Origin of the sequence: Acinetobacter sp. IK23 (assembly GCF_035615275.1) — a bacterium.
In the GTDB taxonomy this organism is placed as follows: Bacteria; Pseudomonadota; Gammaproteobacteria; order Pseudomonadales; family Moraxellaceae; genus Acinetobacter; species Acinetobacter seifertii.
This window is the reverse complement of sequence record NZ_JANBNX010000009.1, coordinates 1-24679: the sequence shown is the minus strand read 5'-3', so window position 1 is coordinate 24679 and position 24679 is coordinate 1. Positions and strand designations below refer to the sequence as shown.

At 40.3% G+C, this 24679-nt stretch carries 19 protein-coding genes and 1 rRNA gene; 8 read left to right on the top strand and 12 right to left on the bottom strand.

The window, feature by feature from the left end; translation table 11 throughout:
- Positions 1 to 4 precede the first annotated feature (4 nt).
- The gene (dapB, locus tag MSG95_RS08765; RefSeq protein WP_004704703.1) at positions 5 to 826 is read right to left on the bottom strand and encodes a 4-hydroxy-tetrahydrodipicolinate reductase; all 822 of its coding nucleotides are present in this window, start codon (positions 824 to 826) and stop codon (positions 5 to 7) included.
- 184 nt (positions 827 to 1010) lie between these two features.
- Here dapB and MSG95_RS08760 point away from each other — a divergent pair, with 184 nt between their 5' ends.
- Positions 1011 to 1367 (top strand): hypothetical protein, encoded by a 357-nt coding sequence (locus MSG95_RS08760; RefSeq protein WP_077165349.1) that lies wholly within the window; start codon positions 1011 to 1013, stop codon positions 1365 to 1367.
- Between the two features lie 113 nt (positions 1368 to 1480).
- On the opposite strand, the gene dnaJ is transcribed toward MSG95_RS08760, so the two are convergent.
- The 4 genes from dnaJ to MSG95_RS08740 form a co-directional block, all read right to left on the bottom strand.
- Complete coding sequence (dnaJ, locus tag MSG95_RS08755; protein ID WP_004704700.1) at positions 1481 to 2593, bottom strand: molecular chaperone DnaJ; 1113 nt, start codon at positions 2591 to 2593, stop codon at positions 1481 to 1483.
- A 104-nt stretch (positions 2594 to 2697) separates the two neighbouring features.
- On the bottom strand, positions 2698 to 3075 hold the full coding sequence (locus tag MSG95_RS08750; RefSeq protein WP_004704698.1) for a hypothetical protein: 378 nt from the start codon (positions 3073 to 3075) through the stop codon (positions 2698 to 2700).
- Between the two features lie 139 nt (positions 3076 to 3214).
- Positions 3215 to 6340: an efflux RND transporter permease subunit gene (locus tag MSG95_RS08745; protein ID WP_077165350.1), complete on the bottom strand. Its 3126-nt coding sequence runs from the start codon at positions 6338 to 6340 to the stop codon at positions 3215 to 3217.
- A complete protein-coding gene (locus tag MSG95_RS08740) occupies positions 6337 to 7443 on the bottom strand; it encodes an efflux RND transporter periplasmic adaptor subunit (protein ID WP_077165351.1) in 1107 nt (368 codons plus the stop codon). The genes MSG95_RS08745 and MSG95_RS08740 overlap by 4 nt, the downstream gene beginning before the upstream one ends.
- 149 nt (positions 7444 to 7592) lie before the next feature.
- Between MSG95_RS08740 and MSG95_RS08735 the strand changes: the two genes are divergently transcribed.
- The 4 genes from MSG95_RS08735 to MSG95_RS08720 all read left to right on the top strand — a co-directional run bounded on the left by MSG95_RS08735 (position 7593) and on the right by MSG95_RS08720 (position 13635).
- Positions 7593 to 8216 (top strand): TetR/AcrR family transcriptional regulator, encoded by a 624-nt coding sequence (locus MSG95_RS08735; protein WP_039254035.1) that lies wholly within the window; start codon positions 7593 to 7595, stop codon positions 8214 to 8216.
- 171 nt (positions 8217 to 8387) lie between these two features.
- The gene (gene ppc, locus MSG95_RS08730) at positions 8388 to 11072 is read left to right on the top strand and encodes a phosphoenolpyruvate carboxylase (protein ID WP_077165352.1); all 2685 of its coding nucleotides are present in this window, start codon (positions 8388 to 8390) and stop codon (positions 11070 to 11072) included.
- A 297-nt stretch (positions 11073 to 11369) separates the two neighbouring features.
- Positions 11370 to 12665: a solute carrier family 23 protein gene (locus tag MSG95_RS08725; protein ID WP_077163779.1), complete on the top strand. Its 1296-nt coding sequence runs from the start codon at positions 11370 to 11372 to the stop codon at positions 12663 to 12665.
- Between the two features lie 79 nt (positions 12666 to 12744).
- Positions 12745 to 13635, top strand: coding sequence for a LysR family transcriptional regulator (locus MSG95_RS08720; RefSeq protein ID WP_039253949.1), 891 nt, complete (start codon positions 12745 to 12747; stop codon positions 13633 to 13635).
- Between the two features lie 9 nt (positions 13636 to 13644).
- Here the strand turns inward: MSG95_RS08720 and MSG95_RS08715 are convergent, their stop codons facing one another.
- From MSG95_RS08715 to ilvD, 3 genes are all read right to left on the bottom strand, one after another.
- Positions 13645 to 14376 carry a sulfite exporter TauE/SafE family protein gene (locus MSG95_RS08715; RefSeq protein WP_213033554.1) on the bottom strand — a complete coding sequence of 244 codons (732 nt, stop codon included), beginning with the start codon at positions 14374 to 14376 and terminating at the stop codon, positions 13645 to 13647.
- 78 nt (positions 14377 to 14454) lie between these two features.
- Complete coding sequence (locus MSG95_RS08710) at positions 14455 to 15744, bottom strand: hypothetical protein (protein WP_077165353.1); 1290 nt, start codon at positions 15742 to 15744, stop codon at positions 14455 to 14457.
- 313 nt (positions 15745 to 16057) lie between these two features.
- Positions 16058 to 17887, bottom strand: coding sequence for a dihydroxy-acid dehydratase (gene ilvD, locus MSG95_RS08705; protein ID WP_019458622.1), 1830 nt, complete (start codon positions 17885 to 17887; stop codon positions 16058 to 16060).
- Positions 17888 to 18235: 348 nt separating this feature from the next.
- On the opposite strand from ilvD, the gene fmt reads away from it, so the two are divergent.
- Entirely contained in the window at positions 18236 to 19198 is a 963-nt protein-coding gene (gene fmt / locus MSG95_RS08700) for a methionyl-tRNA formyltransferase (RefSeq protein WP_077165354.1), read from the top strand.
- A complete protein-coding gene (gene rsmB, locus MSG95_RS08695; protein WP_077165355.1) occupies positions 19195 to 20499 on the top strand; it encodes a 16S rRNA (cytosine(967)-C(5))-methyltransferase RsmB in 1305 nt (434 codons plus the stop codon). Before fmt ends, rsmB begins: the two co-directional genes overlap by 4 nt.
- 40 nt (positions 20500 to 20539) lie before the next feature.
- On the opposite strand, the gene MSG95_RS08690 is transcribed toward rsmB, so the two are convergent.
- The gene (locus MSG95_RS08690) at positions 20540 to 20683 is read right to left on the bottom strand and encodes a methionine/alanine import family NSS transporter small subunit (protein ID WP_004704675.1); all 144 of its coding nucleotides are present in this window, start codon (positions 20681 to 20683) and stop codon (positions 20540 to 20542) included.
- Positions 20684 to 20695: 12 nt separating this feature from the next.
- Positions 20696 to 22174, bottom strand: a complete 1479-nt coding sequence (locus tag MSG95_RS08685; protein ID WP_077165356.1) for a sodium-dependent transporter — start codon at positions 22172 to 22174, stop codon at positions 20696 to 20698.
- Between the two features lie 630 nt (positions 22175 to 22804).
- Here MSG95_RS08685 and MSG95_RS08680 point away from each other — a divergent pair.
- Positions 22805 to 23497, top strand: coding sequence for a TIGR04219 family outer membrane beta-barrel protein (locus MSG95_RS08680; RefSeq protein ID WP_025465232.1), 693 nt, complete (start codon positions 22805 to 22807; stop codon positions 23495 to 23497).
- A 48-nt stretch (positions 23498 to 23545) separates the two neighbouring features.
- Here MSG95_RS08680 and MSG95_RS08675 read toward each other — a convergent pair whose 3' ends face one another.
- Together MSG95_RS08675 and rrf are read right to left on the bottom strand one after the other, a co-directional pair.
- Positions 23546 to 24142, bottom strand: coding sequence for a glutathione S-transferase family protein (locus MSG95_RS08675; RefSeq protein WP_077165357.1), 597 nt, complete (start codon positions 24140 to 24142; stop codon positions 23546 to 23548).
- Between the two features lie 187 nt (positions 24143 to 24329).
- A 5S ribosomal RNA gene (gene rrf, locus MSG95_RS08670) occupies positions 24330 to 24444 on the bottom strand.
- Positions 24445 to 24679 lie beyond the last annotated feature (235 nt).

The following is a 24679-nucleotide window of genomic DNA, read 5'->3' as shown; positions in this document are numbered from 1 at the left end:
TGGCTTACACCTGTACGTCGTTCAACCCTAAAACATCTTTCATGTCGTATTTACGCGCTTCACGACCTACAACCCATGCAGCAGCTCGTACTGCACCTGCAGCAAAGTTCATGCGGTTAGTGGCTTTGTGAGTCACTTCAACGCGCTCACCTTCACCAATAAACATAACAGTGTGTTCACCTACAATATCGCCACCACGGATGGTTTCAAAACCAATGGTTTGGCGGTCACGTGGCCCTGTATGCCCTTCACGACCATAAACAGCAACTTCTTTTAAGTTACGGCCTAAAGTATCAGCAATTGCTTCACCCATCATTAACGCTGTACCAGATGGTGCATCTACTTTATGACGGTGGTGAGCCTCAATCACTTCAATATCTACTGTATCGCCAAATACTTTAGCTGCAAGCTCAAGTAACTTGATTGATACATTTACGCCAACAGAGTAGTTCGCCGCATATACTACAGGTGTATGTGTTGCCGTTTCATCAAGCTCAGCTTTTTGTTCATCGGACATACCTGTTGTTCCAATCACCATGGCTACCCCAGCTTCACGGCATAGCTTTAAATGCTGAGCAGTTGCAACCGGTGCAGTAAAATCAATGATGACATCACAGTCTTTAAGAACTTCTGTCAAACTTCCTGAAACCTTTACCCCCACTGAGCCAATTCCTGCAAGTTCACCAGCATCAGTGCCGACCAAACTACTCTCTGGACGCTCTACTGCTGCAGCCAATTGATAACCTGCTTGTTGAACTGCCTGAATAAGTGTGCGACCCATACGGCCACCTGCACCCAAAATACCAATGCGTGGAGCTGCTGACATAATCCTTCCCAATCTTGTGTTTTACGTAATTGGCTTACTATATCAAAACTCTTTGCTCACAATAAAAAGTAAAAAATATTTTTTAAGATGAACCGAAATTTAATCAGTTTTCACAAAAGTTAAAGAATTGATCTGCACACTACGGACCCACGAATGAAAAAAAGATGACTATAAGGAGTTCAGCATGCATTCGAAAATTATGGGCTTAATAGCCGTTATGGGGATGATGAGTTCAGTAGCATTTGCAGAGCCTGCAATCCAACCAGGGGACACACTAGAAAGCTTATCCAAAGCACGCATTATCACGAATGTAAATGCGAAAGCGGCGATATCTACAGCTCAAACAAGCATAGCAAGCAATACTACTGCTGAAGTTAAAGTTGAAGATATTGACCCAATCATTGAAGAAAAAACCGCCGATGTAGAAACAGTAAAAGTAGCTGTAAAACCAGTAACTCAAGCTGCTGTAGTAGCTCCAGTTGCATCAAACGAACTTATTGTAAGTGTTGACGACATCGATGTTGCTCACCCTACAGAGTAGTCGGTAGTCATTTTCTTTTAAGCAGAATAAAAATAATAAGATGAATCAGCGCAATAAAAAGGCGGATATTTTTGAATATCCGCCTTCTTTTTAATTTACAATCTAATCAAGCATTAATCGAATAAACGATCAAAGAATGATTTTTTCTTTGGTGAAGAAGCACTGTCCTCGCCATCGAAAGATGCTTGTAATTCTTTGAGTAATTCACGTTGACGAGACGTTAAGTTGACTGGTGTTTCTATGACGATACGGCAAAGCAAATCACCCACCATGCTGCTACGTACAGGACGAACACCCTTACCACGTAAACGGAATAATTTACCTGTTTGAGTTCCCTCAGGAATCTTCAAGCTAACGCGACCTTCCAAAGTCGGGATTTCAATTTCTTTACCAAGTGCAGCATCAGCAATGCTTACTGGTACGTCCATATATAAATCGGCGCCATCACGTTGGAAAATTTCGTGTTCACGAACAACCACTTCAACGTATAAGTCACCCGCTTGACCATCACGGATAGCCTCGCCTTTACCACTTAAACGAACGCGGTCGCCATTGTCGACACCCGCTGGAATAGTAACTTCCAATGTTTGCTGGCGATCAGCTACACCTGAACCATGACATGCATGGCATGGGTTTTTAATAATTTTGCCTTGGCCACGACACGTGCCACAAGTTTGTTGTACAGAGAAGAAACCTTGCTGCATACGTACTTGTCCTGAACCATGACAAGTTTTACAGGTTTCTACATCTTTTGGATTTTGAGAGCCTTTACCATCACACACATCACATGGTGCCGGAGCAGTAAAGGTAATTGTTTTCTTAACACCTTTTACAGCTTCCTCAAGGGTAAGTTCCATGACATAGCGTAAGTCTGAACCGCGACGTTGGCGTTGCTGACGTCCGCCGCCACCAAACGCTCCACCAAAGATATCACCGAACTGGCTGAAAATATCTTCTGCACTGAAACCGCCAAAGCCACCACCAGCGCCACCAAAGCCGCCTTCAAATGCATTATGTCCCATACGGTCATACATGCTGCGCTTTTCGCTGTCGGATAAAATCTCATAAGCTTCAGAAGCTTCTTTAAACTTTTCTTCAGCCTCGGCATTGTCAGGGTTTCTGTCAGGATGATATTTCATCGCCAATTTACGATAGGCTTTTTTGATCTCATCATCACTTGCGGTTTTTGAAACGCCTAAAACCTCATAATAATCACGTTTAGCCATGTTTGGCGGTGCTCCTCACGGAAATTTTATCAATACTCTATTGCCGACTAAATGGGGGGCTTTAGCCGAATTTACAAGGGGAAAATGTTTAAAAAATAGATATATTAAAAAACTGCCTTATTTTTTAAATATTTAGACAAGCCTTTTAACCATGCATTTAATAAAAATAACCAAGCAATAGCACTAAAAACAACACCAGCAACTGTTGATGCCGTTACCCAAAGATTGCTGTTCCATGCAAAAAAGAAGAGAGGAATAAACCAAACAACAGCAAAAACTGACATGAAGAGGAATAGAATACCATTGCGCATAATCCAGAGCGCATGGGCATGAATCCAAACTTCAGCATTATCCACAACAGCTACTTTACGAGCGACCAGATAAGCAAAGGCCGCGAAAATAACCGTAAACAATGCAAGAAACATGAACGCATAAGAAATTACAATATAACGGCGATGCTGTTCGATATGGTCTTGCCCCATCTGTATTTCACCTCAATTCGCTGCAATATGCCTATTTTTTATGCAGCGAAGTAATCCTGTATTTTTTGTGTAAAGACAGGTGCTACTATATTGGAGTTTTCAATATTTCGCACCTTTATTCACAAAAAAATTATGTATTTTATGCGGTTTTTTTCACCTTAAACCACGCAGCATACAATGCAGGTAGGAAAAATAATGTCAGCATAGTCGCTACAATCAGTCCGCCCATAATTGCAACAGCCATTGGACCGAAGAAAATACTCCGCGAAAGTGGAATCATCGCTAACACAGCTGCTAAAGCTGTCAGAATAATTGGACGGAAACGACGTACTGTTGCATCAATAATCGCTTCCCATGTCGGATGCCCTGCTTGCCTATCTTGTTCAATCTGATCAATCAAAATGAGCGAGTTACGCATAATCATACCGGACAAGGCAATGGTTCCTAGCATGGCCACAAAACCAAATGGTTTATTAAACAGAAGTAAAAACAGAACAACACCGATTAAACCTAATGGTGCAGTCAAGAACACAATCGTTGCCCGAGACAGACTCTTAAGCTGAATCATCAGTAATGTCATCACAACCGCTAAAAACAGTGGCATACCGGCATTAACTGAACTTTGCCCACGTGCCGACTCTTCGACAGTTCCACCCACTTCAATCAGATAACCACTTGGTAATTCAGCGCGTAACTTGTCCATTGATTCGGCTAACTCACCCACAACAGTCGCTGGCTGCAATTTAGTACGAATATCTGCACGCACAGTAATCGTTGGTAAACGGTTACGATGCCAAATCAGGCCATCCTCAAACTTATATTCAATTTTCGCAATCTGGGCTAACGGTACTGTCGTTCCATTGGCTGTTGGGACCGCTAAACTTGCCAGTGAAGCGACTTCAACACGCTCAGCTTGATCACCACGTAAGCGGATCTCAATCAGTTCACGCTTTTCACGATACTGTTCAATCGCACTACCTGTAATTGAAGCGTTCAGGAAGCTCGCCAAATCCACACTAGAGACACCCATTTGTCGAGCACGGTCTTGATCAATCTGAATTGCAATAATCTTACTCGGCTCACCCCAGTCTAGATGCACATTGGTGGTATTTGGGTTTTCACTAATGACCTTAGCAACCTGCTGAGCCTCTTTACGTACCAAATTGAGATCTTCACCTGACACGCGATACTGCAATGGATAACCCACAGGCGGGCCATTTTCTAGTAATGACACACGAGTACGAACTTGTGGAAGCAACTGTTTAATTTGGGTTTCTAGCGAGCGACGAATTTCATCACGGTCATCAAGTGAAGTCGCTAAAACCACAAATTGTGCAAAGCTCGCTTGTGGCAATTGCTGGTCTAACGGTAAATAAAAACGCGGTGAACCTGTACCCACATAAGCCACATAGTTATCAATACCTTTTTGTTTAGACAGAAACTGTTCAACCTTTTTCACCGCTTGTTCTGTAGCGGTTAATGAAGCCCCTTCTTCAAGTTTTAAATCGACTAAAATCTCGGTACGGTTTGAAGGTGGGAAAAATTGCTGAGGAACCATTTTAAACATCAGCACAGAGAGCACGAATATCCCGACTGTTGTCGCAATTACAGTTTTACGATAGGTCACGCAAAACTCAACCATTTTCCTAAAACGTAAATAGAAACTAGATTGATAAGGATCATAATGATGGTCCTGTGAAATCTCGATAGTTTGTGGTTGCGGTTTTTTCGTTAATCTTGCCCATAAACGAACATACCAAGGTGCTTGATGTCCCGTCTTAGTAAAATCAGGCAGTAGTTTTTCACCCAAATAAGGCACAAATAAAACTGCGGCAACCCAAGACACCAATAAGGCAATGGTCACTACCTGAAAGATCGAACGCGTGTATTCACCTGTACTAGACTGTGCCGTAGCAATAGGTAAAAAGCCCGCCGCAGTAATGAGTGTCCCTGTCAGCATTGGAAAGGCCGTTGTTTTCCACGCAAATCCGGCGGCCTTAATTCGGCTATAGCCCTGCTCCATCTTAATTGCCATCATCTCGACTGCAATAATCGCGTCATCGACGAGTAAGCCTAAAGCTAAAATCAGAGCACCCAGAGAAATCTTATGTAGTCCGACATCGAATATATTCATGCCGGCAAAAGTCATTGCTAAAACCAAAGGAATGGAAAAAGCAACCACTAAACCTGTACGGAAACCTAAAGAGAAAAAGCTCACTAACAAAACAATAATGACTGCTTCAGCAAGTACTTTCACAAACTCATGAATACTGCGTTGCACAGCTACCGGTTGATCAGATACCTTCTGTAATTTCATACCTAAAGGCAAAGTCTTTTGCAGTTGGGCAAATTCCGTTTCCAGATTTTTACCCAAGGCAATAATGTCACCGCCCTTACGCATCGATACGGCGAGGCCAATACCATTTTCACCCATGAAACGCATACGAGGTTGAGCCGGTTGACTAAAACCGCGGTAAACATCAGCGACATCACCAAGTTGAATGGTTTTGTTGCCTACCAGTAAAGGCGTTTTCTTAATTTCATCAACGCTCTGTAAATGTCCACTTACACGAATTTGAATACGATCCGTACCAGTTTCAAAGAAACCAGCGCTTGCCATACTATTTTGCTTTTGTAGGGCTTCTTGAATTGCAGAAAGAGGAATACCGAGCTGAACTGCTTTAGTGTTTGAAATCTCAATCCAGATTTTTTGGTCTTGTAAGCCAACCAATTCGACTTTGCTAACGTCCTTGACACGTTGCAGCTGTAATTGCAAACGATCGGCATATTCTTTCAAAAGGGCATAGTCAAAGTCCTTGCCTGTCAGTACATAAATATTACCGAAAGTATCACCGAACTCATCATTGAAAAAAGGGCCTTGTACACCGCTTGGGAGTTCAGTGCGAATGTCATTGACCTTTTTACGAACGTTGTACCAAACATCAGGAATCTGTGCCGACTTCAATGAATCCTTGGCAAAGAAAGTAACCATAGACTCACCCGGGCGGGAGTAGGCCATAATCTTTTCATACTGCCCTGTGGTCATCAGTTCCTTTTCAATGCGATCAGTTACCAACGTTGAAACTTCTTTGGCAGTCGCTCCAGGCCAGTAGGTTTTGACGACCATCACTTTAAAGGTAAAAGGCGGATCTTCACTTTGTGATAGTTTTGAATAAGAGATTGCACCGATAATGCCAAGCAACAGCATGAAATAAAGGACAATGCCTTTATTATTCAGTGCCCATTCCGAGAGATTGAATTTCATGGCTTCGTTGCCCCCTGAATTTTCACCGCACGGTTTTCACGGTCAATCGGATGAATCTTCTGCTTATCGCGTAGCAAATGAACCCCACCAATCACAACCCAATCATTTGGTGTTAAACCAGTTAACACGGGCACACTATCTCTGCCATATGCCCCAACTGTTACAGGTACTTTACGTAAAGTTTGGTTGGCATTGACTACCCATACATAAGCTTGATTATCTGTAGCTGAAACACTCGAAAGTGGCACACTCATGACATTAGTTTGAGTCGAGCTAAAAAATACGCGAGCACTTTGTCCAAGCTGAATAGCAGATTGGCCTTCTTTGAGAGCTACCTTAACTGTAAAGGTACGAGACTGATCAGCCGCAGGAGAAACTTCGCGTACATACCCGGCAAATTTTTCATTCGGTTTAGACCACAAAGTAATCCAAGCCGCTTGACCAATTTTAATCTCGGCAACCGCTTGTTCAGGTACGCCGATGACTACTTCACGCTCACCATCAATCGCCAATTGATAAGCTGCTTGACCTGCTGAAACGACTTGTCCAATTTCAATATTACGTGCTGTAATCACCCCGTTTTTATTAGAAATGAGTTGGTTATAACCAGTTTGGTTTGCAGAAACTTCATAGTTAGAGCGGGCTTGTTGTAACGCTGCTTGAGCCGCGTCGTACTGATTTTTGACCGTATCAAATTGTGAACGGCTTACTGCATTAACAGGTAATAATTGTTGAAAACGTTTAAGTTCATCTGATGCTGTTTTCGCTGCTGCCTGTGCATTTTGTAATTGAGCTTTGGCAGCATTTAATTGTAGCTGAGCATCTGCTACATCGAGCTTTGCTAATACTTGTCCAACTTTAACTCGGTCGCCGACATCGACATAGCGAGCCGTAACTTGTCCACCCACCCGAAATGCCAAGGCAGTTTGTTGTCGAGCCTGTACATCTCCTGCATAGCTTTTTAATTCGTTTAGTGTGGTCGAAGGCTGCGTCACCATCACATAGGGTATTTCTTCTGTTTTGGGAGCCTCTTTACTACACCCCATTAATGTGACCGTGCAAACAATCACCATACTCATGATGAGAGGTTTTAACAGATTCATATCTTATCGCTCTTATTCAAACTGATTTTTTAAGGCACAATATGTTTGCATCATAGTTTGTTTGTTTTTTAATTAATATACCCATGGGTACATTAATTAAAGAAAAACTTATAAATATCTATTTTTTTAAACTTTTATTCGAGGGTTTTGTGCAAACAGTTAATCAAAGTGGTCGTCCTAAAGATCTGGAAAAGCGTGCTCGTATCCTACAAGCCGCTAAAGCTATTTTTTTAAAATCTGGTTATCACGGTACCAGCATGAACCAGATTGCACAGGAAGCCGGAGTTACTAAACTTACGGTTTATAACCACTTTCAAGACAAAGCAAACCTGTTTATCTGCGCGATTACCGAAACTTGCGAAGAGACTCTAGGCACTAAACCATTTGAATTAGATGCATCGGCAGATTTTTATCAAACACTGTATATGGTGTGTTCACGTGCCTTACAAATTATTTATTCACCTGAAGCATTAAAGCTTGAACATGTGTTATTTGAACTCGCAGCAGAACAAAGCCCTTTAGCTGAACAATTTTTCACGGCATCCCATACCCGACTTCAAAATCTGTTAGCCGCGTTCTTCCAAAAAGCAGCTGAGCTAGGTTTTATTCAGGCCGATGATCCCGTTTATCAAACAGAGCTTCTTTTAACGTTGTTGCTTGGTGTACGTCACCATAAAGTTCTACTTAGGATTATTGCTGTACCGAATGCGCAAGAGTTAGACCAGATTATTCAAGATGCAATTCATTTATTCCTGCTTAAATATCGGAATTAAACCAAAGTCCGATTGCCAAAAGTTGCACTGAGTGCATGTCATCTTTTAAGTCGCTATAAGCGAATTAAATGTGATTTTTTAAGCAAAAATTCACATTTTCTTACGCTCAAAGCTTGGAATGTTTGTTAATCGCGCTATATTCGATAAGAATAAGAACAGGAGAAAAATAGCATGGTTCAGCAAATCGATGCGCCACTGCGTGAGGATGTCCGCTTACTTGGCAATTTGTTAGGTGAAACCCTAAAACAACATGCAGGACAGGAACTGTTTAATCAGATCGAGCAAATCCGTGCACTTGCCAAAGGTGCACGTGATGGTCAAGCTGAAGCCGAAAAGCAATTAGAACAATTATTTTTAGAACTGCCCGATGAAGAGCTATTACCTCTCACCCGCGCTTTTTCTCACTTCCTCAATTTTGCCAATATTGCCGAGCAATACCATGTCGTGCGTAGCCGCAGACAGGCAGAATTTGATTCGGAGGCTAATTCTCCAAATCCACTTGTTCACTTATTTCAAAAATTTAAAGATAAAAGTATTTCGACAGAAAAACTATTTCAGCAAATTTGTGATTTAAATATTGAACTGGTACTTACGGCGCACCCAACCGAAGTCAGCCGTCGTACCCTCATTCAAAAATATGATGATATCAACGCTTGTCTTTCACAGCTTGATCAGCAAAAGCTTACTCCACGTGAACGCCAAAATGCTCTTGCCAACTTAAAACAACAAATTAGTTCGGCTTGGCAAACAGATGAAATTCGTCAGCACCGCCCGACTCCTGTCGATGAGGCAAAATGGGGCTTTGCAACCATTGAGCAAACGCTTTGGAATGCCGTACCTAAATTCATTCGTGAATTAAATGAATTAGTTCAAGACAATTGCCAACAAAACTTACCACTCAATATTGCACCAGTGCGCTTTGCTTCTTGGATGGGTGGAGACCGTGATGGTAACCCGAACGTTACTCATCAAATCACTCAAGAAGTGTTGTGGTTATCACGCTGGCAAGCTGCCGACCTTTATCTGAGAGATATTGAAAACTTACGTTGGGAACTTTCAATTCAGACGTGTTCCGAAGAAATGATTCAAGCGATTGGTAGCCAACATGCAGAACCTTATCGTGAGTATTTACGTGCTACACGCGAACGCTTAAAAGCAACTCGTCACTGGTTAGCGCAGCGTCTACAAGGTTTAGAAGCAGATGACAGCAATGTCATTAAAAGCAAAGATGAGCTGTTACAACCATTATTGCTGTGCTATCGCTCTTTAATTGACAGTAATCTTCCAGAAATTGCGAATGGTCAACTTCTCGACTTTATCTACCGTGTGAACTGTTTTGGTATTGAATTACTTAAACTTGATATTCGCCAAGAATCAGGTCGCCATCGCCAAGCCATTTCAGCCATTACCGAATATTTAGGTTTAGGTAATTTTGAGTCATGGACTGAACAGGCCCGCCAAAACTTCCTCATTCAGGAACTCCAAAGTAAACGCCCACTTTTACCGAAATATATTAATGAACCAGAAGGTAGTTTAATTGGCCACCCAGATGTCCAAGAAGTATTTGCAACCATGCGTACTTTGGCAGACCAACCGCCTGAGTCGTTAGGGGCTTATATTATTTCGATGGCTGAATATCCAAGTGATGTTTTGGCGGTATTGTTATTGCAAAAAGAAGCAGGTATTCAGCATCCTTTACGTGTGGTGCCTCTGTTTGAAACTCTAAAAGATTTAGATGGCGCTGCAACTACCATGAATACGCTGTTCAATATGCATTGGTATAAACAGCACATTCAGGGTAAACACGAAGTCATGATCGGTTACTCCGACTCTGCAAAAGATGCTGGCTTTATGTCTGCCAACTGGGCGCAATATCGTGCTCAAGAAGAGCTGACTGCAATTGCTCAAACACACGGCGTACAGTTAACGCTATTCCACGGTCGTGGCGGCTCAATTAGCCGTGGTGGTGCCCCAACCCAACAGGCACTGTTCTCACAGCCACCAGGTTCAATCTCTGGCGCAATTCGTGTGACAGAACAAGGTGAAATGATCCGCTTCAAATTCGGTCTAGAAGGTATTGCAATGCAAAACCTTGAAATCTATACCGCAGCAACACTTGAAGCGACATTGTTACCACCACCAGAGCCTAAAACCGAATGGCGTGAACTCATGAACCGTATGACAGATCATTCTGTGAAGGTTTATCGTCAAACAGTTCGTGAAAACCCACATTTTGTGAAGTACTTACGTACTGTCACACCTGAGCTTGAGTTACAAATGTTGCCGTTAGGCTCGCGTCCAGCAAAACGTAAAGTGAGTGGCGGCATCGAGTCTTTACGTGCGATCCCATGGGTATTTGCTTGGACACAAATTCGTTTGATGTTGCCTGCATGGTTAGGTACTGGCGCTGCCATTAATGAAGTAATTGCCGATCAGCAAAAAGCAACACTTGATGAAATGCTCCAGCAATGGCCTTATTTCCAAACGCTCATTGATATGCTGGAAATGGTATTGTCTAAAGCCGATGCCAACATTGCACTCTACTACGAGTCCCATTTAACTGAAGATGAAGATTTAAAAGTATTGGGCAACCAGTTACGCCAACGACTAAAAGATGCTGTACAAACTTTATTAACTCTAAAAGATGAGTCAAAACTTCTTAGCAATAATGATGTTCTTGATCAATCTATGCAGGTTCGTAAACCATACTTACTTCCTTTGCATCTTCTACAGGCTGAACTCATGAAACGCCGCCGCGATTACCTAGCGGAGCGTCAGGCAGAGAATACCCCTGTTGACCATGCCCTGATGGTCAGTATTGCGGGTATTGCTGCTGGTTTACGCAATACGGGTTAAGCTTTTTTACCAATCGTTTGACAAAGCAGCACATCACCGATGTGCTGCTTTTTACTTGCAAAGTTCCTCATTTTTCATAAATTTTCCCCGATTTTTTATTTTTTTAAAAAATTTTTTAAAATCATAAAATTAAGCTTTATTATAAAAAAATAACTAATTCCGCATATTTAGAATTATTAAGATTATACCAATCGTTAAAAAATAATTACTTTTCTCCCATATACTTCTCTCTAGAGATTAAATGCTTTCCCAAGAAAGGGTATGATTGCACCAATTAAAGAATAATGAGCTTATTTTATGTCCAACTGGTTTCCAAAATGGCAGCCTTACCAAGGTGATGTTGACCATCGACCGGTCTCTACCAATGAATATCTCCCACCAGTTCAAAGTGCCGTTTTAGGTATCCAACATGCATTTGCCATGTTTGGAGCTACTGTTTTAGCGCCGCTACTCATGGGTTTTAATCCTAACCTTGCTATTTTAATGTCCGGTATCTGTACCATCCTGTTTTTCTTAATTACAGGTGGTCGTGTTCCAAGTTACTTAGGATCAAGTTTTGCCTTTATTGGTGTGGTTGCAGCAGCGACTGGGCACATTACAGGTTCGGGTGCCAATCCAAACCTGTCTATGGCTTTAGGTGGAATCGTAGCGTGTGGTATTTTTTACGCACTCATCGGTTTTATTGTCATGCTTACGGGTACGCGCTGGATTGAAAAACTCATGCCGCCTGTGGTGACTGGCGCAATTGTGATGATTATTGGTCTAAACCTTGCACCTGTTACCATTAAAGGCGTTGCAGGCCAACCATTTGAAATGTGGATGGCATTAATTACTGTGCTTTGTATGGGCAGTATTGCAGTCTTTACACGTGGCCTACTACAACGTCTACTTCTATTAATTGGTTTAATCTTGGCTTATGCAATTTATGCCATCACGACCAATGGTTTAGGTTTAGGTAAACCAATCGATTTTAGCCAGATCTCTCAAGCTGCATGGTTCGGTATCCCAAGCTTTTCACATCCTACTTTTGATACTAAAGCTATGCTAATTATTGCGCCAGTTGCGCTTATTTTAGTAGCAGAGAACTTAGGCCATATTAAAGCTGTTGGTGCCATGACTGGCGAAAACCTAACACCACAATTAGGCAAAGCATTTGTTGCAGATGGTTTGGCTACAACGCTTTCTGGTAGTGTCGGCGCGCCGGGGATGACTACTTACGGTGAAAACATTGGTGTGATGGCAGTCACTCGTGTGTACTCAACCATTGTTTTTGTGATTGCAGGCGTCTTTGCAATTTTCTTAGGTCTATCTCCAAAATTTGGTGCTGTCATTAGCACTATTCCAAGCGCAGTTTTGACAGGTGCATCTATTGTCGTATTTGGTTTAATTACCATTGCCGGTGCAAAAATCTGGATCGAAAACAAAGTTGATTTTTCTAATAATAAAAATCTGATTGTTGCTTCAGTCACGATTATTTTAGGTGCCGGTAACTTTGAATTATTGTTCGGTAATTTCAATTTAGGCGGTATTGGTACCGCAACATTTGCGGCCATTATTCTAAATTGGTTGTTCAGTTTAAAAGATAAAACTTAAATTCAAAAAGGCAGCGTAAGCTGCCTTTTTTCATTCCGATTTAGTATGATGATTTTTTGCGCTTCAATACGTTCCTATCATGCGTTTTGATTTTTTTGATTTACAGCTGGTCCTTCATATTGTCTCGACTGGTAGCCTCACCAAAGGTGCTGACCGCTCTGCGATTTCACTTCAGGCGGCGAGTGAGCGTATAAAAAAACTCGAACAGTATTTTGAAACACCTTTATTTATTCGCCAAACTACAGGCGTAGAGCTCACCACAGCGGGACATGCTTTTGTAGAACATGCTCGTCAGCTTTTAGCACAAAAAGATCAACTCGAACAAGAAATGCAGCGCTTTAAGTCTTCTACAATAGAGCCATTAACGCTTTGGTGTAACTCTTCAGCTCAAAGCGAATATTTGCCTCCGTTATTACCGCAATATTTAGTGCTTCATCCTGAAATGAATATCGATTTGCACGAAGCAGAAAGCTCAGAAATTGTAGATGCATTAACCCAAGGAATTGCGAGCCTTGGCTTGGTCTCAAGCTTTTTTGATACCCGACATTTGCAAACGAAAGAATTTGCGAGTGATCCTTTAGTTTTGATTTGTCCTGCTACACATGAGTTAGCTCAATATCAAAAGCTAAATTTGGTAGAGGCTTTAAGCTATGGTTTTATTGGCCTTAAAGCCCATCACTCTTTGCAACAGTCCATTGAAACTCAAGCGAAATTATTAGGCTTTAACATACAGTACCGTTTGCGCTTACCTAACTTTAGCGCAATTGCTGAAGTCGTTGCCAAAGGCGTGGGTATTGCGATTATGCCTGCCCGTGCGGCGCAGCGCCTCCAATCGGACTATGATTTCCACTCCATTCAATTACTCGGCGCATGGGCAAACCGAAAACTACTTTTGGCAACACAAAATTTCAGCCAGTTGCCTAGCAGTTATAAGCAATTTGCAGATTTTCTATTAGAGCATCGCCCTTAGAAATTTGGTTTAGTGCAAAATCATATAAAGCCCTAACGACACCAACCCTATAAAAAAGATACGTCGAAATAACTGCTCATTGAGTCGATAACGAATTTTTTTACCGATCCACATTCCAATGAGTGCAGCCAACAGCGCAGCTAAAGATAAACGATAGTCCAGTGTTACTCCCGACATCGGGTTATGGTGTAAAAAGACTGCAAGGCAAATGGTAGAAACCGTAAACGTTAATCCCAAAGCCTGAACCAGCTCGTCACGTTTTAAATGTAAAGACTGTAAGTAAGGCACGATAGGAATAATAATGACGCCTGTGGCTACGGTGACTGCCCCACCAATATATCCAATAATCGGCGATAACCAGCGCTCATGTTTCCCTAAGTGTGGAAGCTTTTTGACACACAGTCCATAAAGCCCATATAAAGCCAACATACAGCCCAATAAAATCTCACTACTATGCCCATGGCTTTGACTTAAAGTCGGTAAAAAGCTCCATATTGAACCAACCACAATGCCTACGAGTAAGGTCCAGAAACGGCGAATAAAAGCCCAAACATGCCCCTCAGCAAAAAGCTGCCAAACATTGGTGACCATTGAAGGAACAATTAAAAGAGATGCAGCCTGAAAAGGGCTCATTGCGATGGTGAGTAAGCCCATTGATACTGCGGGCAAACCTAGGCCAATCATGCCTTTGATCATGCCAGCAAAGGCGAACACCATCATAATAATTGCTAAAAAAGTCACTGTTTATCTCCGATTCCCTACATGGTTATGCTACGGAAAAAACAGGTTTTGCCCTATTCTTGTTTTTAGGAGTAGGCCTCAATTAGAGGTTGAGGCCGTTTTGTATTTTTCTTCTAAAACATTACTAAAAATACTTTCAATCATCCAAACTCGGTACAAGCTATTAAATACATAACTTTGCCCATCAATACGTAACTCTAAAACAGGCAAATCAGGCTGATGCTTGTCTTTGCAAAGTGCATCATTTTGTTCCAAGAGAGAAGGGACATCCTGTTCAGTTAAGTGCTCAATGCCGAGTTGCTGTTGTAACTCTTGAAAATGCCTCTGGAAAGATAGGTCTTTTCCTTTGGTCCAAACTGCCTGCAAAATCGTAAAAATTGCATCGAGTTGCTGACTTTCTGGCACACTATAGAAAAGCTTTGCCATCTCAAGCGTACTTTCTTCTGTAGGACGACAAAACGGTGTAAAAGCCACCTCAGTACGTTTAGAAACACGGGTTGCCAAGCTCCAGTCAAACCAGTCTCTGCCTTGGTAACTAAGCGGATAAACTTTTAACTGAATATCATAATAGTCTGCGAGTTCTTCTTTAATATATGCGAGAAGTAACCAGCTCATTGGATCTTCTAAAGCAATAAATACATCAAGCTCAGGATGAAGAGCCTGAATTTCATTGAGTGCTTCAGCATCATTAATCAAATGTTCACGCCATTCGATATGATTAATTAAAAAAATCGGAATACCTGTCAGTAACTTTTGTTGTTTTAAACGACGGGTTAGACGTAATAAATCATCCACTGCGTGATATTTACGTCCACCAAATTCAAAGTACGCAGCCTGTACAGGCTCATCTGTAAAAATACGTTCTGGGAAGTGCTGTGGCATCTGATGCTTCACCGCCATGGCATGTAAAGTACGTAACTTTCCATATTGCTGTTGCCAAAGCATGTGAAAGATATCTTCAAGTAAATGGAAGAAGTTCTGACCTTGTAATGGAGTTCTTTTTAGTATGACAGTGGCTTGTTTTAAAGCTTCTTGGCTTGGGATTTCTGGGAACTCATCAAAAGCAAAACGATGCTGATTTGCTAAAATCTTGGCATCATTTAAACAATAATTCTGCCATTCCTCATGCGTCATGCTGTTTGGAGGTTCAGAAGCGGTATGAGAAATAATAATTTTTAAAGGTTTAAGCTCATCACTTAAAATTTCATCTAGCTGAGACAATTGCTGAACAGCCAGATAGCTATACACATCATCAAGTCGTAAATAAATACTTAAACCATTTTCCGTGGGTAACACCGCTTGACGAGAAGGTTTTTGGTAAAACCAGCTCGATCGGATAGGGTCAAACCAACGGCGTAGCAGTGACATGAGTAGTGCCTCTAAAAAATAAATCCTAAGCGAGATCAAAAGTTATTTGATCATAGTGCAAGGTTAAACAGTAGTCGAGATAGAAAAATGACTACCTAAGTTCGCGCAGAAAATATGTCATGTTATTTCGCGAGTTTCTGCGTAGGTGAAGATTTTATCACCATTTTATGGCAAACCCATAGAATGATCTGAAAACACCTTTTTCTACAAGCGGATTTTTTTTACCAGACATAAAAAATGCACCCATAACATGATAGCAATTCATCGTGTTAATGGGTGCATGTTTCCTACTCAATTATTAAAATTGAATATTTTATAGAACACGTACAGCTCCTTTTGCCGCACTTGTTGTATGCATTGCATAAACTTTTAACGCTTTTGATACTTTACGTTTACGTTCTTCTTTCGGATGCCAGCCTTTCGCTTCCTGAACTGTACGGCGGTGCGCCATAGTCGCATCATCAACGTTCAAGTGAATCGTGCGATTTGGAATATCAATTTCGATGGTATCACCATCTTCAACCAAACCAATTGCACCGCCTTCCGCAGCTTCCGGCGAAACGTGTCCAATTGAAAGACCCGATGAACCACCAGAGAAACGACCATCTGTCACCAATGCACAGTCTTTTCCTAAACCTTTCGATTTAAGATAGCTGGTTGGGTAAAGCATTTCTTGCATACCCGGACCACCACGTGGACCTTCGTAACGAATTACAACAACGTCACCAGCTTTAATTTCATGACCCAAAATTGCATCTACAGCGGCATCTTGGCTTTCAAATACGCGTGCTGTACCCGTAAATTTCAGGATCGATTCATCTACACCCGCAGTTTTCACGATACAACCATCAAGCGCGATGTTGCCGTATAGAACTGCTAAACCCCCATCTTTAGAGAATGCATGCTCTGCATTACGAATCACGCCTTTTTCACGATCGCCATCTAAAGTTGAGTAGTAACGATTTTGTGAGAAAGCAACTTGAGTTGGTACGCCACCCGGAGATGAACGATAGAACTCATAAACATCTGCATCTTCAGTACGAATAATGTCCCACTTATCTAATGCATCTTTTAAAGTTTTCTCATGTACAGTCGGTACAGATACATCAAGTAAATTCGCACGATCAAGCTCACCTAAGATCGCCATAATGCCACCCGCACGGTGAACATCTTCCATATGAACATCTTGTTTTGCAGGTGCTACTTTTGAAAGTACAGGAACTCGACGTGATAATTCGTCGATGTCATCCATGGTAAAATCAACTTCAGCTTCACTTGCCGCAGCCAATAAATGTAGAACTGTATTGGTTGAACCACCCATTGCAATATCAAGGGTCATCGCATTTTTAAATGCAGCCTTAGTTGCAATTGAACGAGGTAAAATACTTGCATCTTCTTGTTCGTAATAGCGCTTAGCCAATTCAACAATAAGCTGACCTGCTTTTAAGAATAATTTTTTACGGTTTGCATGCGTCGCAACAATCGAACCATTACCCGGTAAAGATAAGCCTAAAGCTTCGGTTAAACAGTTCATTGAGTTTGCAGTGAACATACCTGAACATGAACCACAGGTTGGACATGCTGAACGTTCAAATTCTGCAACTTCTTCGTCTGTATAACTTTCATCAGCCGCAACAACCATGGCATCAACAAGGTCAATCGCTTTTTCATTACCGCGGAATTTAACCTTACCTGCTTCCATTGGTCCGCCAGACACAAAAACTACTGGAATATTTAGGCGCATCGCAGCCATCAACATTCCCGGTGTAATTTTGTCACAGTTAGAAATACACACCATGGCGTCTGCACAGTGTGCATTCACCATGTATTCAACCGAGTCTGCAATCAAATCACGTGAAGGTAATGAATAAAGCATGCCGTCATGCCCCATTGCGATACCGTCGTCTACTGCAATTGTATTGAACTCTTTAGCAACACCACCTGCTGCCTGAATTTCTGCTGCGACAAGCTGCCCTAGATCTTTTAGATGGACATGGCCCGGAACAAATTGAGTAAATGAATTGACCACCGCAATAATCGGTTTGCCGAAATCTTCATCTTTCATTCCTGTTGCACGCCATAAGCCACGTGCGCCAGCCATATTTCTTCCGTGTGTCGATGTTTTTGAACGATAGTCAGGCATTTGTGTTTCCAACAAGTTGTGCTTGAGCGGAATTTCTTCCACTCTGGCTGAATGATACTGATATAGCGTTAGATCAGTCGGAATATTGACTCATCATCATAATTTGATCATTCTCCATTCTATAGAAGCAAATAATATAGGGAAAGCCAATAACGATAATACTCAGTCAATATTTAGCAAAACTTACATGAATAATTTTTTATTTTTTTATAACCTTTTTTTATCAATAAAATTTTTTCAATAATTTTTTGTTCACTATTAAAAAACTAAAACGCTCGATCGCTATGAGTTTAGGGCTTCAAACGTTTTTCACGTATACTACCCATAAACTCTTTTTGGATTGCATTTGTGAAAATTATTTTTGCTGGCACCCCCGAATTTGCTGCAATAGCATTGGCAGCTTTATTAAAAACTTCCCATGAAATTATCGCGGTTTATACTCAGCCAGATCGTAAATCGGGTCGTGGACAAAAACTAACGCCATCACCTGTAAAACAGCTTGCACTTGAACATGATATTCCTGTTTATCAACCACTCCACTTCAAAGCTTCAACTGAAGAAGGCTTGGCTGCTCAACAAGAACTTGCTGCTTTAGGCGCTGATGTGATGGTGGTTGCAGCCTATGGTTTAATTCTTCCACAAGCTGTGCTCGATACACCTAAATATGGTTGCTTAAATATTCACGGTTCATTATTACCACGCTGGCGTGGAGCAGCGCCCATTCAACGCGCGATTGCAACAGGTGACGACGAAACTGGTATCACCATCATGCAAATGGCTGCTGGTTTAGATACAGGCGATATGATGTATAAAACCTATTGCCCAATCACTGTCGAAGATACTTCTGCGACTTTACATGACAAACTTGCAGATCAAGGTGCAACAGCAATTTGTGCGGTACTTGAGTCAGAAGAAACACTACAAAAATATTTGGCAGAACGCGAAGTTCAAGACGAAAGCTTAACGGTCTATGCTCATAAACTCGTAAAGTCAGAAGCTCGTATTGATTGGTCAATAGATGCTGTTCAAATTGACCGAAATATCCGTGCATTTAACCCTTGGCCAGTCGCTTTTGTTCAGCTTGATGAAAACAATGCACTGCGTGTCTGGAACTCAACAGTTTCTAGTCAAAGCAAAGCAGATGCCCAAGCTGGTGAAATTATTGCAATTGATAAACAAGGCGTGCATGTTGCTTGCGGTGAAAATACATTTGTTTGTTTGACGAGTGTACAGTGGCCGGGTGGTAAAGCATTAAATGCTCAGCAAATTGCACAAACTCAAAAACTTCACGTAGGACAGATTCTGCCATGAGTCAGGTTAATTCAAATTCATCACGTTTTAACCTACGTGCTCAAGTCGTCCAGACGTTATTAAAAGTTCAGCAAGGACAATCACTTGCTAGTATTTTAAATACACAGCTCAATCAAGTGGCAGAGCGTGACCGTGCTTTATTCCATGAGCTTGTATTAGGTACATTGCGTCAATGGTTTGCCCTTAAATCAATTAGCTTACCTCTACTCAGTAAGCCTTTAAATAATGAGACAGTAGAAACCTGCCTATACGTTGGTCTTTATCAAGTTTTATGTACGCGTATTGCAGCACATGCTGCCATTTCGGAAACAGTAGATGCGACCAAACAACTTGGATTCCCTGCACTCAGTGGCATTGTAAATGCTATTTTACGCCGAGCTACTCGTGAAACTGATGATTTTCAGCAAGGTTTACAGCAAGCGCATGGCTTACCAAGTTGGCTCTTTAAGCGACTAAAAAAAGATTGGGGTGAACAAACCGAAGCACTCTGCCAATCGCTAAAACAAGTTGCACCTTTAACTTTACGAGTGAACCAGCGACACATTGGTCGAGATGCTTATTTAGCAAAACTACAAAGTCTAGATATTCAGGCACGTGCATGTGCTCTGTCTGAAGCAGGTATTGTTCTTGAGCAATCTGTACAAATTACCCAGCTGCCTGGTTTTGAAGATGGATGGTTTTCTGTACAAGATGAACATGCACAGCTATGTGCAACTCTATTGCCTGATTTAAACAATAAAACAGTGATTGATGCTTGTGCTGCTCCGGGTGGTAAAACAGCTCACTTGCTAGAAAAATTTAAACCAGCACAGTTAATCGCGATTGATCAGGACGCGAGTCGTTTAGTCCGCGTGACTGAAAACTTAAACCGACTAGCACTAGATCAAAGCCATACTGAAATTCTGGCTGCCGATGCAACCGAGTGGACTCCGACTGAACCAGTAGATTGTATCGTGCTTGATGCACCTTGTTCTGCGACAGGTGTCATTCGACGTCACCCTGACATACGCCTATTACGTCAATCTACCGATATAGCGCAAACCATTGAGCTACAAAAGCAGATTTTGGAACACATGTGGCAACAACTTAAAGTTGGTGGCACATTGCTCTACATCACTTGTTCAATTTTAAAAGCTGAAAATGAACAACAGATGATCAACTTCTTTGCAGAACATACCGATGCAAAAGAAGTGAAAATCGAAGCAGCTTGGGGAATTGAACAAACTCATGGCAAACAATTGTTGCCACAAGCTCAATCTGGTGATGGATTTTATTATTGTAAAATCCAAAAAATCGCATAAAAAAAGCAGGCTTAAAAGCCTGCTTTTTTCTAGACCAATATCAAAGTGTGTGCTGGTCTTTTACTTCTTCTAAAACTTCATCTAACTCTTCAGGATGCTTAGATAAATGTAAGATGGATAAAGCCAGCCCACCCCACACAAACACCATTGAAATGATCATCATCACGATTGCCGAAGTATTCATTCCTTTATCCTCCTAGCGATCTTTCATTTTGCTTAACACGATAGCAACGACTGCACAGAAAATTACACTGCCCCAGCCAAAGATACCCTGTAAGCTCATACTATAAGTATCATAGCCATTTTTGATCAAATTAAAAAAAGTCATAGAAAGTGTTGTTAATAAGATTAAAGAGGTAATAACAGTTAAAGTGAAGTCCCAACCTTTACCTAATTGAATAGTTGAAATTCGGTTTACATGGTCACGAAGCTCTTTAAGTGCTGAACGTTTAAACCAAGCTACACTAATAATTGAGATCAATGCACCACCAATAATCCCAATGTTATTAATAAAGTGGTCAACAATATCAACAAGCTTAATAGCATTTACACTTGAGAATAAAATAATTGATACAAGCGCACTACCACCACCGATAATGGTTACAGCTTTCTTACGTCCCCACTTCAACTTATCTTGCATCGCTGCAATAGGTACTTCTAAAATACTGACCATTGAAGAAATACCAGCTACAAATAATGAAGAGAAAAACAAAAGACCAAATAGGTCAGCACCAGAACCTAAACTTGAAATAATTTTAGGGAAAGCAATAAATGCGAGTCCAATACCACCACTTACAACATCTTTAACTTCAGTACCTGCTGCATGTGCCATAAAACCAAGCGCAGCAAAAATACCAATACCCGCTAAAATCTCTGTTGATGCATTGGCAAAACCAACAATAAGACCAGAACCTGTCAAATTGGTTTTTGGTTTTAAATAAGATGCATAGGTCACCATGATCCCGAAACCAACAGAAAGTGAAAAGAAGGTATGACCGTAAGCAGCTAACCAAACTTTATAGTCCATCATGGCAGACCAGTTTGGGGTAAAGAATGCATTTAAACCTTGTGCTGCACCAGGTAAACGCAATGACTGAATCACTAAAATAGTAAATAAAACAAATAACAAAGGCATGAAAATCTTATTCGATAATTCAACACCTTTTTTCACTCCACCATATAAAATGATTAAAGTCAGCGCCCAAATTCCTACAATTGGCCAAAATAGATGACTTACAAACTGCAAATCAAAGCCTGTTGCTTTTGAGGTCTGTAAGTAAGTATTGAAGAAGAAGCCTTCTGGGTCACTTCCCCACATTTGACCAATAGAGAAATAAATATAACTGCCAGCCCAAGTCAGTACACTTGCGTAGTACAAACCGATGATGATACAAACACAAACCTGCCACCATCCTAAAGTTTCTCCACCCTTAAACAAAGCTCTATAGGCTTTAGGTGGTGAACCTGTACTACGATGACCTACCGCATAATCTAAAAATAGTAACGGTAAACCAGCAGTAATGAGTGCAAGTAAGTAAGGAATAAGAAACGCACCACCACCATTTTCATATGCAACGTATGGAAAGCGCCAAATATTACCTAAGCCTACAGCCGAACCAACGGCTGCAATAATAAAACCAGATCGTGACGTCCAGTTTTCACGAGAATCTGTCATAGAACACCTAATGTTAAGAGATTACTTATTTTTACTGCTATTGTTGATTGTTATTCCGCATGCAAAAAAAGAACCAAAAAATACTTTTGTGTTTGTAGAAAATAAAATGAACCTTTTGAGTATTTTTCTTCCCTAAACAAACAAGCAAAAATAGAAAATTCTTCCTTAAAGATTTTTGTCCATTTTTTGCCCCTATATAGCTGAACAATACCTGTTTTTATTTCTTTTTACTGTAATTTCCATCTGAAATTTTACGTTTTTTTAGAAATTTTGATCTAGTCTGATCATTTTTTAACTGATATTAGTATTTTAAGACATATTATTGTGCTGCTATATACAATGATATTTTCTACCATTTAAATTCTTTTAGATTTCACAAAGTGGATATATCAACTAATTTTTCTCATAATAATGAGCAAAACATCATTTTCTGTTTTCACAAAATTTATACTAAGTTCTATAAAATAATTTTCACAACAAAATACATATTTTTATATAAAAATCAAAAACATATAATATTTTAAAAAATTAAAACTTTATTAGCTTTTTATACACTATTTTTCATCAATGCATAACTACCCAGATATCTATATCATGCTCTCAAAGATTTCTTTTACTTAGGATATGATGATGAAGATATTAAAAATGTCTTTTCTAGCACTCGGGATGAGTCTTAGTGGATTTGCTCAAGCGGATTTTATAGGGGTTAAAGGAGACGTGAGTTACTGGTTTTACGATGGTAAAGCAAACATGTCTTCACAATTACCAGATGACCAAGATTTAGATCGAAAAGGTAGTGCTCAACTATCATTAGCTTTTGAGCACCCGATTCCATTTATTCCAAATGCAAAAATTCGCTATGTAAATCTAGATACGCAAACTAAGTCAGAAACCTTAGGCCAAGCTAACTATAAAATTAATTTAGATCATAGCGATTTTATTCTTTATTACGAGTTACTTGATAATATCGTGAGTGTAGATGCTGGTCTTGGTGCAACTGTATTAAATGGTGATATCACTGCTTATACTGGCAAACGTGTGGATATAGATAAAACATATCCTATCGCTTATTTGTCAGGCGAAGTAAAACTTCCATTCACAGGTTTAAGTGCTAAAGGCGAAGCAACCTATACAAACTTTAATGATGCAAAAATTACTGATGCATTAGCAGAGGTAAAGTATAAATTCATCGATAATTTAGCAGTTGATTTAGGACTGAAGGCAGGCTACCGCGTACTCAATATTGACTTAGATGATTATGATAATAATGACCTAAAATTTGAGTTTAAAGGTCCTTATGTTGGTTTAGAAGCACATTTTTAAATCAGACTTTCAGATATAAAAAAGAACTCTATATGAGTTCTTTTTTATTTAAATCATATCTACATAACCTGAATATTCTCGAATTCTTTGACACCATGCTCGAATATTTGGGTATAAATTTAAATCAAAGCCGCCTTCCTCAGCGACATGTGTGTATGCATATAAAGCAATATCAGCAATGGTTAATTGATTTCCAACAAGATAATCATACTCTACTAAAGCTTTATCCATAATTGATAACGCTTTATGTCCTTTTGGTTGTAAGTTCTGGTATTCATCTATTCTTTCTGGCGGTAAGCCTAAATATTTATTAATAAAACGAGCAACTGCAATAAATGGTTCATGGCTATACTGCTCAAAGAACATCCATTGGTACATTTTTGCTTTAATAAAAGGATCTGTAGGAATAAATTTTGTTCCTTCAGCCACATAACCTAAAATAGCATTGGATTCACTCAAAACACGACCATCATCCAGCACTAATACAGGTATTTTTCCATTCGGATTTAACGACAAAAAATCATCTGTTTGAGTTTCTTTGTTTAAAATATCAACATGGATCCATGTATGATTAATTCTTAATAAGGAAAGTAATAATTTAATCTTATAACAATTGCCCGAACCTACATCACCATAAATTATCATCGATCCACTTCCCTTATTATTCATACTTAAAAGATTAATTTTCTTGTTATTTATAACAGAACTTTTTCTTAGAAGTAATATATATCTGCTTTTATTGTCTACTTTATTCAGAGTTTTATATTTATTTGAATTTTAGCGATAAAAAAACACCCCGGTTTCTTTCGAGACCGAGGTGTTTGGAATAATGAGCTGGCGATGACTTACTCTCACATGGGTAACCCCACACTACCATCAGCGCTAAGAGGTTTCACTTCTGAGTTCGGGAAGGGATCAGGTGGTTCACTCTTGCTATGGTCGCCAGCACAACTGTTTATGGATACTTGCTTTGGTCTTATTGTTTGCCGAAGCGTTTTCCAAATCTTTACAGATTGGGCTGATTGAATCTGACTTGTTCATTTTATCTAGCGAAATAACTAAATCAAGTTTGTTTGTCGATTTATGAATCGATTGATGCTTTATATACAACTGCTTGGGTGTTGTATAGTCAAGCCTCACGAGCAATTAGTATTGGTCAGCTTCACATATCACTATGCTTCC